The following is a 14,752-nucleotide window of genomic DNA, read 5'->3' as shown; positions in this document are numbered from 1 at the left end:
CCAAGAGGTCTTATTTTTTTGTTTTTTAATATTTCACAGATTTTTTTGGAAAAAAACTATATAATAGAAAAAGAGAACGTTATAATAGGAAGGGGCTATGAAAACAGGTGGATAAACAGCAGTACGACACAATAAAATTGCAAATAAATCAAGAAAAAGAGCATATTTTAAAAGAAGTGTATGAATTAACAGCTGAAAAAAGAAAAATAGAACAAAAAAAAGAATATGATTTATATGTTGTGAAATCGCGTAGTAAAGTCGTACAAACTGGGCAACGTATTATGGCTGGCATGCTTTCTTCACATACGTTTTCACCTGAAAGAATAGAAGAATGGAATCGAAAAATTAAAAAAACAGAAGGTTTTATTCAAAAAAATGAAAGCCTTTTAGAGCAAGTAAAAGAAAAAGAACGTGTCATTGATGAGATGTATCAAGAAGATTGCAGAAAGCTTGCGAAAGCACAAGAAAAGCTGGAAGAAAAAATGCTTCTGGATTTGAAAATGTGTATGAATGGATGAGGTGAATGTAGTGATACAGTCTGTATTACCGGTGCAACAAAGTTTACCTCCGCAAAAAGAAAAAGGGCTAGAAGTACAATCGAAAAATGAAGATTCTTCATTCGATCGTACGATGAGAATCGAAAATAAAAAGCAGCCGAAAACGGAGAAAACGAAACGAGAAGAAGCACCAAAAGAAGAGAAAAAAGAATATAACCTTTCTAAACCATCGGTAACGAAAGAAGAACCAATTGTAAAGAAAGAAGAAAAAAAAGAGACAGAACAGTTGTTATTAGCTGTATCTGAGCAAATGGTTGCAATTGAGCAATTACATGTGCAGCCGGAATTGTTATATCAATACATACAAAAAATACAAGAGCTATATAAAGAATATGGCAATATTAAACTTAATGAATTACCTGCAGCTGAATTACAACAATTACAAGAACTTCTTTCAAATATGAATATCAAAAATGCTATATGTTTAGAAGATACAATGCAAATGGTATTAGACAAAATGAAGATGCCAGAGCAAACGATGCAAGCATTGAAGGTTGTAGAAACAGAAACTTGTAATATTGCAAAGGAACAAGAAGAGTCTAAAGAGGTAGATCTTCCGAAACTTGAGAGCGATGATGCAAAGGTAGAGTTGCCAGAAGTTGATGCATTAAATGATTCGAGCTCTGCAGGTGCAGAATTATTAAATAAAACGACGAGTACCGAACAAGTAGGGAAATCAAATAGTGGTGCTGAGAAAGTTTCATTACCTGACTTAGGAAAGAAAATGGAAGCGCAAGTAGAAGCGCTGCAAAAATTTGTAGTGAAACAAGAACGTGTTTTATTCCAGTTAAATCCAGAAAAACTTGGTACATTAACAGTGTTTATGAAAAAACACGGAGATCAAATTGACGTTCACGTAGAAATGGAAAAACACGATGCGAAAAAACGTGTTGAAATCATTTTTGATGAATTGAGATTAAAGTTAAAAGAAAAAGAAATCAATATTCAAATTAGCTATTCAGATAAAGATGAAAATCGTAAAGAACAGCGAGAACAAGAGCAAAGGCAAAAACAGAAATTAGCAAATACAAATCATGAAAAACAACAATCAACAGAATTTGCGGGATTATTGGAGGAATAAAGCGTGCCAACAGTTGGGTTAAATACAACGAGTACAAATCATATTCCGTTACAAGCAGGAGCGCAAGCAAAAAACGCATCTGTTAATGGTGTACAATCGCCAGTGCAACAAACAAACGGATTATCAGCAAGTAATCAAAAAACACCCGGTATTATGGATAAAGATGATTTCCTGAAACTTTTTTTAGCAAGCTTTCAACATCAAGACCCGTTTAATGCGATGGATATGAACCAAATGATGAATCAAACGGCTCAACTATCGCTTATGGAGCAAGTACAAAATATGACGAAAGCAGTAGATAAACTACAATCAACGATGTATACGACAGCTCTTGATGGAGGGATGAAATTTTTAGGAAAGTATGTTAGAGGTATAAACAATAAGGGAGAGCAAGTGACTGGTCAAGTGGAAACAGTTCGACTTGCCGAAAATAACGATGTACAACTTATTGTTGATAATCAAGTTGTCTCACTTCGTTTTGTAGAAAGGGTTTCAGATAAACCGATAGCAGAAGCAAATCCAGAAGATGAGAAGAAAGATGATATAGAAAAAAATGAAGAGGTTAAGCAAAATTAATAAAAGGAGTGTATATAGGTTATGATTAAAGCGTTATATACAAGTATTACAGGGATGAATGCAGCACAAAATGCATTAAGTGTTACTTCAAATAATATTGCAAATGCACAAACAGTTGGATATAAAAAGCAAAAAGCTATTTTTGATGATCTGCTATATAATAATACGGTTGGTTCACGTGGGGATGGTGCTTATGCTGGTACGAATCCAAAGAGTATTGGTAACGGTGTAAAGTTTAGTGGGACATCTACAGATTTTAGTGATGGTTCTATTACTTTAACTAGTGATAAAATGGAGACAGCCATAGAGGGAAATGGTTTATTTTTAGTTGGCGATCGTAATAGCGGAAATGTAGAGTATACGAGAAAAGGGTCTTTCGGTGTATCGAAAGATAACTATGTTACAAATACAAGTGGTCAGTATGTGCTAGGGTATGGTGTGAAAACAGGAACTCAAGAAATAGATTTTTCTTCACGACCAAGTCCAATTCATATTCCAATGGGATCAGCTGTTGGTGGGATTCAAACAGATAAAGCAACAATAGGTGGAAACCTTCCTAGAAATCAAAATGCATTATCTCACGAATTCACAGTTTTTGATGAGGAAGGGAACTCGTTAACGTTACGTGTAAATATTAAACAAAAGACTACAAAAGAGACTGTAGATGGTAAAGAAGTTGAAAAGCCTGTGCCAGGTGAATATACGTATACAGTTTCTGTAAGAAATGATTCTAAAAACGAAAAAGAGTTTAAGCCGGTTGAAGGCATGACGGGCGAAAAAAATCTTAAATTTGATACATTAGGAAATCTAAAGGAGACAGATGAAGCTGTACAAAAAAATCCAGTAACTGGTGAAATTACTAAAGGTGGAACGGTTAAAATTCCTTTTGGTAAGGGACTGACACTGGACTTAAGTGGTTTAACAAATTATCCGACAGGGAAAACTATTTCTACAACAGAAGTAACGGGGCGTCCAGCTGCAATTGCAAATGACTATTCAATTTCTGACGGTGGTTTCGTTATGATGAGATATTCGGATGGTAGTATGAAGGTTGTAGGACAACTAGCTGTAGCTACATTCCCTAATTCAGGTGGATTAATGAAAACTGGGAATGGCAATTACATTGCCACACCATCAGCAGGGATTCCAGGGATAGGTGTTGCTGGTGAGAATGGTGCAGGTAATGTAAGGGGTTCAGCAAAAGAAAGTTCAAACGTAGATTTATCTGTAGAATTCGTTGATTTAATGTTATATCAACGTGGATTCCAAGGAAATGCGAAAGTAATTAAAGTGTCAGATGAAGTATTAAATGAAGTTGTAAACTTAATTCGATAATATATTATAAAGAAAGATCGTAATGTAGTAGAAAGGGTTTTTATTCGTATGACAAGACAAGAACGAATTTTACAATTGCCATTTTTCGAGAATAAACGTGAACTTGCTGAGCAAGTGCTAAAAATGGAACGAGAAGAGCATGTATATTTACCAGATCAATTTGAAATTAAGCAAGTGCCCCCGTATTCATTTGCTGAAAAGAAAGCGATTATTGGTCGTATTCATGAGTTTTATTTCGTCAGTGTTGGCAGTGATGGCGCATGGAAGTATCAACTGTTTAAGGACGAGATGAAGTGCCGTGAGTTTTTTGTTACATTATCAGGCATTACAGATCAGCAAATTGCGTTTTGGTTCAACAATATCGAGTTGCTTAAAGGCGCTTAAAAATGTTTTTAGGCTTAGGTGGCTCGGAGCTGTAAGAAGAGAACTATAGAAATCTACTGGAATGGTTGAACAATAATCTCTTTATAGCAAGCCAGTACTTTTTTATAGCCTGTGAGTTGTGACAATAGGGCAATGAAATGAGAGTATGCTAGTTTCATTTCATATGTTTGTGATGATAGATTTTTATAAAAGGAGAGGTGAGGAGGATGGCGCAAAATAAGTATCGCGTTACATTCATTTCGCCGAGTGAGGTTGAGCAGCGGACTGTAATGGCAGCGAATAGTTTGCCAGATTTAATTCGTAAAGTAGAAAGTATTATCGCAGATCCAAATGGTTATTTTGTGAATGATAAAAAAAATAATTGTTATTTTAAAGTGATTAAAGAAAATGTTACGTTTATTCAATATGAGTTACTATTTTCGGATAAGGAAATTCATATTGAAAAATTAAAACATATAGCACCAGTAGTATTAAAACGATTATTCGAAAAAATAAATGACCCGGAACTATATGCACTCGCGCTACTTGATGTTGATATAGCAACGAAAGAATATGTGCTAGCAGAAATGAATTCAGAGCTGAGAATAAGAGTAGAGACGGAGCTTTCGAAAAAATGGGAAGCAATGCCGACGGAAATTGTAGGAGCACAAGAAGTGTTATTAGAGGCACTTGCTTCGTTTATACAAGATTAATTGTTTTTTAATAAAATGAATCGTTCGACTATCTATGTTTTTTATATAGGTAGTTGACTTTTTCTCTTTTATAAAGCTTAATAATTAGATATACGGAATTAATGGAAGGGGAGCGACACCTTTATGTCACAAGCACAAAGTATTTTATTAGAAAGCGGAACAAATGAATTAGAGATTGTTACGTACACTGTTGGTGAAAACTTATTTAGTATTAATGTAATGAAAGTACGTGAAATCATTAATCCATTCCCTGTTACAACTGTGCCAGAATCTCATCATGCAGTTGAAGGTGTTGTTCAAGTACGTGGTGAAATTTTACCTGTTATTAACTTGGCAATGGCTCTTAATTTAAAGTCAACAAAGCCACTTGATCAAACGAAATTTATCATCTCAGAATTAAACCAAATGAAAGTTATTTTCCGCGTTGATGAAGTGCATCGTATTCAACGTATTTCGTGGGAACAAATTGATGAACCAGCTTCATTATCTATGGGACTAGAAGAAACGACATCTGGTATTGTAAAACTAGATGGCAAAATCATCTTATTATTGGATTATGAAAAAATTGTATGTGAAATTAGCGGCACTGGTTATGACAATAAATCAATTGCAGGGTTAGAACAAAAAACAGATCGAGCTGAAAAAGTAATTTATATTGCAGAAGATTCAGCGATGCTTCGTCAAATATTAGAAGAAACATTATCATCAGCTGGATATACGAAAATGAACTTCTTCAGCAATGGTGCAGAAGCGTTAGCGCAAATTGAAAAATTAGCGAAAGAGCAAGGCGAAAAAATGTTTGAACATATTCACTTACTAATTACGGATATTGAAATGCCAAAAATGGATGGACATCATTTAACGAAAGTGGTTAAGGATAGTGAAGTAATGAATCGTTTACCAGTCATTATTTTCTCTTCATTAATTACAAATGAATTATTCCATAAAGGTGAAGCTGTAGGAGCAAATGCTCAAGTAAGTAAGCCAGATATTCAAGAGCTAATTGGTTTAGTTGATAAGTTAGTACTTTAAAAGTTTCTATTTAGCCGGAATAGAAGCTCTAGCCAAGTGTTGAGCGATCAACGCTTAATAGAGCCCTATGCGATGTTGAGACCAGAGATATGGAGTGGTTATAGGTAAGTAGAAGAGCTGGTGTATAACATTTTTCTATTTAGTAGGAATAGAGGAACTACTTATGTAAGGAAGTTTTCAGTGCTTAATAGAGTCTCATGCGATGTGAGTTCAGAGGTATGAAGTAGTTTTAGGTAAGAAGAAGTGAGACTTCGATTGAGGATTTGAAGACTGGGTTTATAACTCTATTCTGTTAGAGAGAGGAAGGAATTAGCCATGTGTAGCATTGGCTAGTTCCTTTTTAGTATTCTATACTTTAAGCTGGCAGAAAAATAAAAGGTTTCTGAGGTGTTTGTCGCTGAATGTAAGTATAATCTTCATTTGAAGATTTTTGATTTGAAAATATAAGAGAACGTATTTTTTGGATTATTTTAGTAATATTTTCGTGGTAACGCAAATTTTTTCGGTGAAAAAACATGTAAAATACCATATAATATAATTAAATGTAATTAATATGCAATTTTACATATTAATTAAAAAATATTTTCCAAATTTTTATACTTTCTATACATTTTTGTATGTTTATTATTTGACAGATAATTTCGAACTGTTATAATATGGATATGTAAAAATTGCTATTTTCTTGAAAGACATGGGAGTCAGATGAGAATTGTGAAAGGATGAGGGGGAGTGGCACAGATTATGTATCACCACACAGCAATTAATGTATTAGGTCTTTTACAAAACATGTCAAATAATAAAATGAACGATATGCAACTAGAGGTGGAATTTAAAAAAATAGAAAAAGAATTCCAAGTAAAGTATGAAGAATTAGTTGATTTACATAATAGAATGGTATTATTCCAAATAGATATAGAAAAAAATGGCGGGATGCGAGCATATGAAAAATCAACAATTACATGGCTGAAGTCTGAACTAGAGCTACTGTATGAAGTGTATCAATTTTGTCAGCGTCACGGTTTAAACATTTTAAATATTTCAAAATACGTAAGTAAAAATGAACTAAATCTTTTTCCTAAAACGGAAAGTCAATTGCAAAATACGTATTATAAATTGAAAAAACGTGAAATACCGTTTGAAAATATTGAAAAACAAAAACCGGGACGAAAGCGAAAATATATACCAGTAAAAGAGACAATCGTTGCAAGAAAACAAGAAAACGAGTACGAATTAAAAGAAGAAATCCAGCATAAAGAGGATGAAAAAAATCTTGTAACAGTTATATCTGGTATCGTTGATAACTTTGAAACAATTAATCAATGTAGTGAAAGGAAAGAAGACGAACTACATCAGTTTATGGAAGGTATTTATAAGCTTTCTAGTATGGCGGCAGGGCGTTCTAGAGAAGCAAAGAATACACGTAGCTTAGAAGATGAATTGCAGTCGTTACAACTAGAAAATGAAAGGCTAAAACGAGAGAAAGAAGATCTTGTACAAGATATTAAAGGTATGACGCAGCTTTTAATTCATTTCATTACAAGTTCTGATATTGATCAAATACGTAAATTACCAACTTTCGTACAAGATTGTAAAATGGAATTACATAAACTAGGGCTATATAATGCACAGGACGGTAAAATGAAAATTATGGTTGATCGTAGCGGACAAGTTATGACCGTAACACAGTAATAAAATTTGGGTACAAAATAAAAGGGAGATACATAGTTTATATGTATTTCCCTTTTATTTTGTATGGAATCGTTCCAAAGAAGGAAGATGAATTTTTACGATTGTAGTAGTTTAGAAACCATTTGCGGAATTTAATTTGCTTGTGAAACCATACTAAGCGCAACTCTTTATTCAGCAAATCACGATTTGCATTTGAATTTGTACCGTTCGCAGATTGAACAGCTAAATCACGCATACGCTGCAAAATATTTATCACAGTTTGAAGAGCAGCTTCTGCCGTGCGAAGCATCGATATTGCATCCTCATTATTACGAATCGTCACGCGCATACCACTTGCTCTCGCATGCATACGAGTCACAATTGTAATATTAGCAGGATTATCAGAAGCATGATTCAACTTCTTACCGGTCGCCAAATGCTCCATTGCCACATTCATACGTGTCTCATTCTCATACAACGACTGCCTAGCATTCATACTTAAAACATTCGTACTAATACGCATAATAGACACTCCTTATAGATTAATAGAATCGGTATCTTTTAATCTAATAAACAGTTATGGAAGGATAGAGGGGCTTATGCTTATTTACTGTTTGTATTTTAACATAAGAGGGGATTAAGATAAGCACTGACCGCTTCTAAGCATCGCGGATACTCTCTTCCACATAAAAAAGAAAGTTTTATAATTAATCTATCTATATAGAATAAATAAACCTCTCTGCAAGCAGAGAGGTTTATTCAGGAAACTAACTCAAATGGCTTATTGTAATAATTTAGAAACCATTTGTGGAGTTTGGTTTGCTTGAGAAAGCATGCTGATACCAGCTTCGTTCAAGATTTTGAACTTAGTCATTTCAGACATTTCTTTCGCCATGTCAGCGTCTTCAATTTGAGAAGCAGCAGAAGCCATGTTAGTAGCTTGGCTAGTTACGTTGTTTAAGTTATGGTCTAAGCGATTTAATTGAGAACCGAAAGTTGCTCGAGCATCAGCGACAGCTTGGATAGCTGTGTCGATTTTTTCCATTTCTGCTGTTGCTGCAGTGATAGCAGCTGCTGGATCAGCAGCGTCTGTTAAAGTTCCAACGGCCGCTCCAAGTAATGTAGCTGCTTTTGCATTAATAGCTGTAATATCAAGTGTATCATTTGCAGCGTCAGAAAGTTGAATCTTAATATTCGTACCACCACCAGCTTGGTTTAAGAATGAATTACCGTTAAAGTTAGTTTTTTCAGCAATATGGTCAATTTCTTCAGCTAATTGTTTGTACTCTTTGTTTAGAGAAGCTGAGTCCTTAAGATTATTCGTACCACTAGCAGCTTGTGTAGCAAGATCACGCATACGAAGTAAGATGTTAGAAATTGAGCCTAAAGCAGCGTCACCAGTACGTAGAGCAGACATAGCGTCTTGCGTGTTACGAGCTCCGACGTTTAATCCGCCTTCTTTCGCACGCATACGAGTAGCGATAGCTAATCCAGCCGCATCGTCAGCCGCACTGTTAATAGATTTACCGCTAGATAAACGATTCATCGCAGTATTCATTTTGTCTTGGTTTTGTCGCATGTACTCTTGCGTACGCATACTGTTAATGTTTGTATTAATTCTCATATAAAGAACCTCCATTTTTTATCTTGAATTTTTAGTTATATATAAATCTCTTTGATTACAAAGAGATTTATATAATCAAATGGCTTATTGTAATAATTTAGAAACCATTTGTGGTGTTTGGTTAGCTTGAGAAAGCATGCTGATACCAGCTTCGTTCAAGATTTTGAACTTAGTCATTTCAGACATTTCTTTTGCCATGTCAGCGTCTTCGATTTGAGAAGCAGCAGAAGCCATGTTAGTAGCTTGGCTAGTTACGTTGTTTAAGTTATGGTCTAAGCGGTTTAATTGAGAACCGAAAGTTGCTCGGGCGTCAGCGACAGCTTGAATAGCAGTATCAATTTTACCCATTTCAGTCGTTGCTGCAGTTACAGCAGCTGCTGTATCAGCACCAGTTAAAGTTCCAACAGCCGCTCCAAGTAATGTATCTGCCTTTGCATTAATAGCTGTAATATCAAGTGTATCGTTTGCAGCGTCAGAAAGTTGAATCTTAATATCTGTACCACCACCAGCTTGGTTTAAGAATGAATTACCGTTAAAGTTAGTTTTTTCAGCAATATGGTCAATTTCCTTTGCTAATTGTTGGTACTCTTTGTTTAAAGAAGCCGAGTCTTTAACGTTATTCGTACCACTAGCAGCTTGTGTAGCAAGATCACGCATACGAAGTAAGATGTTAGAAATTGAGCCTAAAGCAGCGTCACCAGTACGTAAAGCAGACATAGCGTCTTGCGTGTTACGAGCTCCGACGTTTAATCCGCCTTCTTTTGCACGCATACGAGTAGCGATAGCTAAACCAGCCGCATCGTCAGCTGCACTGTTAATAGATTTACCGCTAGATAAACGATTCATCGCAGTATTCATTTTGTCTTGGTTTTGTCGCATGTACTCTTGCGTACGCATACTGTTAATGTTTGTATTAATTCTCATGTTAAGAAACCCCCATTTTTTTATATTGATTTTTCTGTTAATTGTTAAACGTAAATATGCAAAAAAATCAATTTCGAGATTAATTGTAATCCTTGGTATATATCGTGTCAACGAATAATTGTAATTAATGAATATAAAAAAATGATAATTTCCTATTTGTTCATTTTTTTATTACAATATTATCAAAAGGATTATTGCAAACTTTAAAAAAAAACTCTAATATTAGATTATCTTTGTTTACCGAAAAGGTGATATTATGATAGTTGGAAATATAGTAAAAGAAGTGCTTGCATATAAGAAAGGACAAATTCAGCAAAAGCTAAGTAGTCCACAAGCATTTGTTAGTAGTCGTTTTCAAGAGAAGTTGCAGAGTGAGCCTGCGAAGGAGACGAAAGAAACTACGCAGCCGGCAAAAGTAGAAGATATGAGTCAGCCGGTACAATCTACGAAAATAGAAGCGGTTGTTAATAAGCCGGTAGAAACTATTAATAAAGTAGATGAAGCGAGTAAGCCCGAAGAAAAGGGTGAAACGAAGAAAGCAGATGAAGTGCAAGTTGCGCAAAAAGAGTTTGAACGACGTTTCCCAGAAACGAAAAATGAGGCTGCTGATACGTGGGGATTAACGAAGAAGTATAATATTCAAAAAATACGTTCTTCCAATGAAGGGAAGTATGAGGATATTATTGATCGTGTAAGTCGTACATATGGAATTCCAAAAACGTTAATTCAAAAAATGATTGAAGTAGAGTCTAATTTTAATCCGAAAACGGTGTCACATGCTGGTGCGATGGGACTTATGCAACTTATGCCAGCGAATGTAAAGGAGATGGGTGTGAAGAATCCCTTTTCACCAGCTGAAAGTATTGAAGGTGGCGTGAAAGAGTTAAGCGGTTATTTAAAGAAAAATAACGGCGACTTAGTATTGGCGCTTGCTTCTTATAATGCTGGTCCTGGGAATGTGAGAAAGTACGGAGGCGTACCGCCATTTAAAGAAACGCAAGGATATATTAAAAAAATATTAAATATCGACGTTTCAAAATAGGGAGTTTCATATATAGAGAGAACATGAAATTTTCGTGAACATGATATGGGAGTTGGCTAGATTTGAAATTACAAGATGATATTCCGTTAACAATTTATTTTGAAATCGGAAATACGAAAAAGAAAATTGAAGATCTGCTTCATATTACGAAAGGTACATTGTATCGTCTTGAAAATTCAACGAAAAATACGGTGCGTCTTATGCTTGAGAATGAAGAGATTGGAACCGGAAAGATTTTGACGAAGAATGGAAAAATGTACGTTGAAATCGTTGAATTGAAAAGGTAGGGAAGGGGATTGTCATGAGTGGCGAAAAATTAAGCCAAGAGCAAATTGATGCCCTGCTGAAGGCGGTAAATGAAGGCGAGGAAATGCCAGCTTTCGCACAAGAAGCAGGAAAGCAAGAGAAATTTCAAGAGTATGATTTTAATAGACCAGAGAAGTTCGGTGTTGAGCATTTACGTAGTTTGCAAGCGATTGCTTCTACGTTTGGAAAACAGACGTCACAGACGTTATCAGCGCGTATGCGTATTCCAATTGAACTAGAGCCCTCAACAGTTGAGCAAGTTCCATTTACGAGTGAGTATGTGGAGAAAATGCCAAAAGATTATTATTTATATTGCGTCATTGATCTCGGTTTACCAGAGCTTGGAGAAATTGTTATTGAGATTGATTTAGCATTCGTTATTTATATTCATGAATGTTGGCTTGGCGGAGATAGTAAGCGTAACTTTACGATGCGCAGACCGTTAACAGCGTTTGAGTTTTTAACGCTTGATAATATATTCTTGCTTCTTTGTAAAAATTTAGAGCAATCATTTGAAAGTGTTGTTGCGATTGAACCGAAATTTGTAACGACGGAAACAGATCCGAATGCATTAAAGATTACGACAGCGAGCGATATCATTTCATTACTTAATGTAAATATGAAAACAGATTTTTGGAATACGACGGTACGTATCGGGATTCCGTTCTTATCTGTTGAAGAAATTATGGATAAGTTAACGTCTGAAAATATTGTCGAACATTCTTCGGATAAACGTAGGAAGTATACGTCTGAAGTGGAAGTGAAAGTAAATCAAGTGTACAAACCTGTTCACGTTGCGATTGGTGAGCAGAAAATGACAATGAGTGAGATTGAACAAATTGAAGAAGGCGATATTATTCCGCTTCATACGAAAGTTTCGGATGAATTACTTGGTTATGTAGATGGAAAGCATAAATTTAATTGTTTTATTGGAAAAGATGGAACGCGTAAGGCGCTCCTATTTAAAAGTTTTGTAGAGTAGGAGGATCTATATGAAGCATGAAGTATCTCCTGTGTCATTAATGGGATTAGAAGATTTTGCAGGAAAGCGAAATGAAGCAGGTAAAGCACATATTGATACTGTTTCAGATATTTCGATTGAACTTGGTGTAAAGCTTGGAAAGTCATCTATTACGCTCGGTGATGTAAAGCAGTTAAAAGTTGGCGATGTTCTTGAAGTAGAGAAAAACTTAGGACATAAAGTAGATGTGTATTTAAGTAATATGAAAGTCGGCATCGGTGAAGCAATTGTAATGGACGAGAAATTCGGTATTATCATTTCTGAAATTGAAGCTGATAAGAAACAAGCGGCGCTTATGAAAGCGCAAAGTCAAATGCAAGATAAAGAGTAGAGGAGGAGTCATATGTCGTATATGACGACCTTATTTCAAGTCGTTTTACTGTTTGGTGCGCTCGGTTACGGTGCATATTATATGACGAAAAAGACGCGCAAACAGCAGTTTTTTAAGCAGGGTGAAAATGGCCATATTCAAGTAAAAGACGGCGTGTATTTAAATCATCAAACGAGTGCCTTTTTATTTGAAGTGGACGGAAAGCAAGTGTTCACTGTTATTAGTAATAACGGTGTACAGTCTGTGCAATTAACCGGAACAGGAAAACAGTTTCAACAAGCACTAGAAGACGCGGTGAAGACTGAAACGAAAAAAGTAGAGGATCCATCATGAGAATAAAGAAACAGTTATCATTATTAGCCGTTATTTTCGTATTTTCTATCGTTTTTTCAATTATTTTTGTAAATCCAGCGTATGCGGCCCCGAACGGTTTTATTAATTTCGAAAATGGAAAAGAGTTTACGAGTAATTCAAGTGTACAACTATTTGCGCTCGTTACCCTTTTATCATTATCTTCTTCTATCGTTCTATTATTTACACATTTTACTTATTTTATGATCGTTCTTGGGATTACACGTCAAGGACTTGGGGTAATGAATTTACCACCAAACCAAGTGCTTGTTGGACTTGCATTATTTTTATCACTCTTTACGATGCAGCCTGTACTCGGGCAACTGAAGAGCGATGTGTGGGATCCGATGACGAAAGAGAAAATAACAGTAAGTCAAGCTGCGGAAACGACAGCTCCTATTATGAAAGAATATATGTCAAAGCATACGTATAAGCATGATTTGAAAATGATGCTGAAAGTACGCGGAGAAGAGTTGCCGAAAGATTTGAAAGATCTTTCCTTATTTACACTCGTACCATCCTTTACGTTAACGCAAATTCAAAAAGGTTTACTAACAGGGATGTTCATTTATTTAGCGTTTGTATTTATAGATTTGATTATTAGTACACTTTTAATGTACCTCGGGATGATGATGGTACCGCCGATGATTTTAAGTTTACCGTTTAAAATACTCGTTTTCGTATATTTAGGTGGATATACAAAAATCGTCGATATTATGTTTAAGACGGTCGCCTGAAGCGCTTGATGCTATGTGATAGGAGTCATATAAATGAATACGTCACCAATTATAGATATTTTCCAAACCTTTTTTTATAAAGGGGTTATGATTTTAATGCCGATTGCCGTTGTAAGTCTGATTGTCGTTATTATTATCGCGGTTATTATGGCAATGATGCAAATTCAAGAGCAAACGCTGACGTTTTTACCGAAAATGGCGAGTATTGTGCTCGTTATTATCATTTTAGGTCCGTGGATGTTCCAAGAGTTAACGATGCTTATTTTAGATTTATTTGATAAAATCCCATCGCTATTGCGTTCGTACTAAGATAGGTGAACTGAAATGAATATGGAATTATGGGCGGCGACGTTTTTTGCGTTTTGTCGCATTACTTCATTTTTATATTTTTTACCGTTTTTCTCAGGTCGATCAATTCCGGCGATGGCAAAGGTTACATTTGGACTTGCCCTTTCAATTACAGTGGCCGATCAAGTGGATGTCTCTCACATCAAGACAGTTTGGGACGTTGCAGCTTATGCAGGAACGCAAATTGTAATTGGATTATCACTTTCAAAAATTGTAGAAATGCTGTGGAACATTCCGAAAATGGCTGGGCATATTTTAGACTTTGATATCGGTTTATCACAAGCAAGTTTGTTTGATGTAAATGCGGGCTCACAGTCTACTTTACTATCAACAATTTTTGATATATTTTTTCTCATTATTTTTATTTCACTTGGCGGCATTAATTATTTCGTTGCCACGATTTTAAAGTCGTTTCAATATACAGAGGCGATTTCAAAATTGTTGACGACTAGTTTCTTAGATAGTCTACTCGCAACGCTATTATTTGCGATCACATCAGCGGTTGAAATTGCTCTGCCGCTGATGGGAAGTTTATTCATCATTAACTTTGTTCTAATTTTAATTGCAAAAAACGCTCCGCAATTAAACGTTTTTATGAATGCATATGTAATTAAAATTACATGTGGTATTTTATTTATTGCGATGAGTGTACCGATGCTCGGTTATGTGTTTAAAAATATGACGGATGTATTACTTGAAGAATATACGAAACTATTTAACTTTTTCTTAACGAAGTAGGGGGA

The 14,752-nt window shown here is 35.3% G+C and carries 18 protein-coding genes and 1 pseudogene; 16 read left to right on the top strand and 3 right to left on the bottom strand.

Annotated elements, in window-relative coordinates:
• Positions 1 to 107 precede the first annotated feature (107 nt).
• The 8 genes from ACTFO4_RS09030 to ACTFO4_RS08995 all read left to right on the top strand — a co-directional run bounded on the left by ACTFO4_RS09030 (position 108) and on the right by ACTFO4_RS08995 (position 7,346).
• Positions 108 to 518 carry a hypothetical protein gene (locus tag ACTFO4_RS09030; RefSeq protein ID WP_000360859.1) on the top strand — a complete coding sequence of 137 codons (411 nt, stop codon included), beginning with the start codon at positions 108 to 110 and terminating at the stop codon, positions 516 to 518.
• Positions 519 to 528: 10 nt separating this feature from the next.
• Positions 529 to 1,638: a flagellar hook-length control protein FliK gene (locus tag ACTFO4_RS09025; protein ID WP_000616450.1), complete on the top strand. Its 1,110-nt coding sequence runs from the start codon at positions 529 to 531 to the stop codon at positions 1,636 to 1,638.
• Positions 1,639 to 1,641: 3 nt separating this feature from the next.
• Entirely contained in the window at positions 1,642 to 2,214 is a 573-nt protein-coding gene (locus tag ACTFO4_RS09020) for a flagellar hook assembly protein FlgD (RefSeq protein ID WP_001143457.1), read from the top strand.
• Positions 2,215 to 2,235: 21 nt separating this feature from the next.
• Positions 2,236 to 3,549 carry a flagellar hook protein FlgE gene (flgE, locus tag ACTFO4_RS09015; RefSeq protein ID WP_000588310.1) on the top strand — a complete coding sequence of 438 codons (1,314 nt, stop codon included), beginning with the start codon at positions 2,236 to 2,238 and terminating at the stop codon, positions 3,547 to 3,549.
• A gap of 48 nt (positions 3,550 to 3,597) precedes the next feature.
• Positions 3,598 to 3,933, top strand: a complete 336-nt coding sequence (locus tag ACTFO4_RS09010) for a DUF3964 family protein (RefSeq protein ID WP_000198176.1) — start codon at positions 3,598 to 3,600, stop codon at positions 3,931 to 3,933.
• A 206-nt stretch (positions 3,934 to 4,139) separates the two neighbouring features.
• Positions 4,140 to 4,625, top strand: a complete 486-nt coding sequence (locus tag ACTFO4_RS09005; protein WP_000068301.1) for a hypothetical protein — start codon at positions 4,140 to 4,142, stop codon at positions 4,623 to 4,625.
• Between the two features lie 123 nt (positions 4,626 to 4,748).
• A complete protein-coding gene (locus ACTFO4_RS09000; RefSeq protein WP_000075943.1) occupies positions 4,749 to 5,657 on the top strand; it encodes a chemotaxis protein in 909 nt (302 codons plus the stop codon).
• Between the two features lie 741 nt (positions 5,658 to 6,398).
• Positions 6,399 to 7,346: a DNA-binding domain-containing protein gene (locus ACTFO4_RS08995; protein WP_000274687.1), complete on the top strand. Its 948-nt coding sequence runs from the start codon at positions 6,399 to 6,401 to the stop codon at positions 7,344 to 7,346.
• 157 nt (positions 7,347 to 7,503) lie between these two features.
• On the opposite strand, the pseudogene ACTFO4_RS08990 reads toward ACTFO4_RS08995, so the two are convergent.
• The 3 genes and pseudogenes from ACTFO4_RS08990 to ACTFO4_RS08980 all read right to left on the bottom strand — a co-directional run.
• A pseudogene (locus ACTFO4_RS08990) lies at positions 7,504 to 7,848 on the bottom strand (flagellin); the annotation flags it as partial.
• Positions 7,849 to 8,106: 258 nt separating this feature from the next.
• Positions 8,107 to 8,949 (bottom strand): flagellin N-terminal helical domain-containing protein, encoded by an 843-nt coding sequence (locus ACTFO4_RS08985; RefSeq protein WP_045353001.1) that lies wholly within the window; start codon positions 8,947 to 8,949, stop codon positions 8,107 to 8,109.
• A gap of 84 nt (positions 8,950 to 9,033) precedes the next feature.
• Complete coding sequence (locus ACTFO4_RS08980; protein ID WP_043939927.1) at positions 9,034 to 9,873, bottom strand: flagellin N-terminal helical domain-containing protein; 840 nt, start codon at positions 9,871 to 9,873, stop codon at positions 9,034 to 9,036.
• A 256-nt stretch (positions 9,874 to 10,129) separates the two neighbouring features.
• Here ACTFO4_RS08980 and ACTFO4_RS08975 point away from each other — a divergent pair, with 256 nt between their 5' ends.
• From ACTFO4_RS08975 to ACTFO4_RS08940, 8 genes are all read left to right on the top strand, one after another.
• A complete protein-coding gene (locus tag ACTFO4_RS08975) occupies positions 10,130 to 10,915 on the top strand; it encodes a lytic transglycosylase domain-containing protein (protein ID WP_000635231.1) in 786 nt (261 codons plus the stop codon).
• Positions 10,916 to 10,977: 62 nt separating this feature from the next.
• Positions 10,978 to 11,202, top strand: a complete 225-nt coding sequence (locus ACTFO4_RS08970; RefSeq protein WP_000775712.1) for a flagellar motor switch protein FliN — start codon at positions 10,978 to 10,980, stop codon at positions 11,200 to 11,202.
• Between the two features lie 14 nt (positions 11,203 to 11,216).
• Positions 11,217 to 12,203, top strand: coding sequence for a flagellar motor switch protein FliM (gene fliM / locus ACTFO4_RS08965; RefSeq protein ID WP_000012361.1), 987 nt, complete (start codon positions 11,217 to 11,219; stop codon positions 12,201 to 12,203).
• Positions 12,204 to 12,213: 10 nt separating this feature from the next.
• Entirely contained in the window at positions 12,214 to 12,573 is a 360-nt protein-coding gene (fliN, locus tag ACTFO4_RS08960; RefSeq protein WP_000680010.1) for a flagellar motor switch protein FliN, read from the top strand.
• 12 nt (positions 12,574 to 12,585) lie between these two features.
• Complete coding sequence (locus ACTFO4_RS08955) at positions 12,586 to 12,906, top strand: hypothetical protein (RefSeq protein ID WP_000121174.1); 321 nt, start codon at positions 12,586 to 12,588, stop codon at positions 12,904 to 12,906.
• A complete protein-coding gene (locus ACTFO4_RS08950) occupies positions 12,903 to 13,661 on the top strand; it encodes a flagellar type III secretion system pore protein FliP (RefSeq protein WP_001220582.1) in 759 nt (252 codons plus the stop codon). The genes ACTFO4_RS08955 and ACTFO4_RS08950 overlap by 4 nt, the downstream gene beginning before the upstream one ends.
• Positions 13,662 to 13,694: 33 nt before the next feature.
• Entirely contained in the window at positions 13,695 to 13,970 is a 276-nt protein-coding gene (locus tag ACTFO4_RS08945; RefSeq protein WP_001098080.1) for a flagellar biosynthetic protein FliQ, read from the top strand.
• 15 nt (positions 13,971 to 13,985) lie between these two features.
• Positions 13,986 to 14,747, top strand: a complete 762-nt coding sequence (locus ACTFO4_RS08940; protein WP_001055697.1) for a flagellar biosynthetic protein FliR — start codon at positions 13,986 to 13,988, stop codon at positions 14,745 to 14,747.
• Positions 14,748 to 14,752 lie beyond the last annotated feature (5 nt).

Source organism: Bacillus cereus group sp. MYBKT14-1 (assembly GCF_051915185.1).
In the GTDB taxonomy this organism is placed as follows: Bacteria; Bacillota; Bacilli; order Bacillales; family Bacillaceae_G; genus Bacillus_A; species Bacillus_A cereus.
The sequence above is the reverse complement of the archived record's forward strand: the minus strand, read 5'-3'. Positions and strand labels throughout refer to the sequence as shown.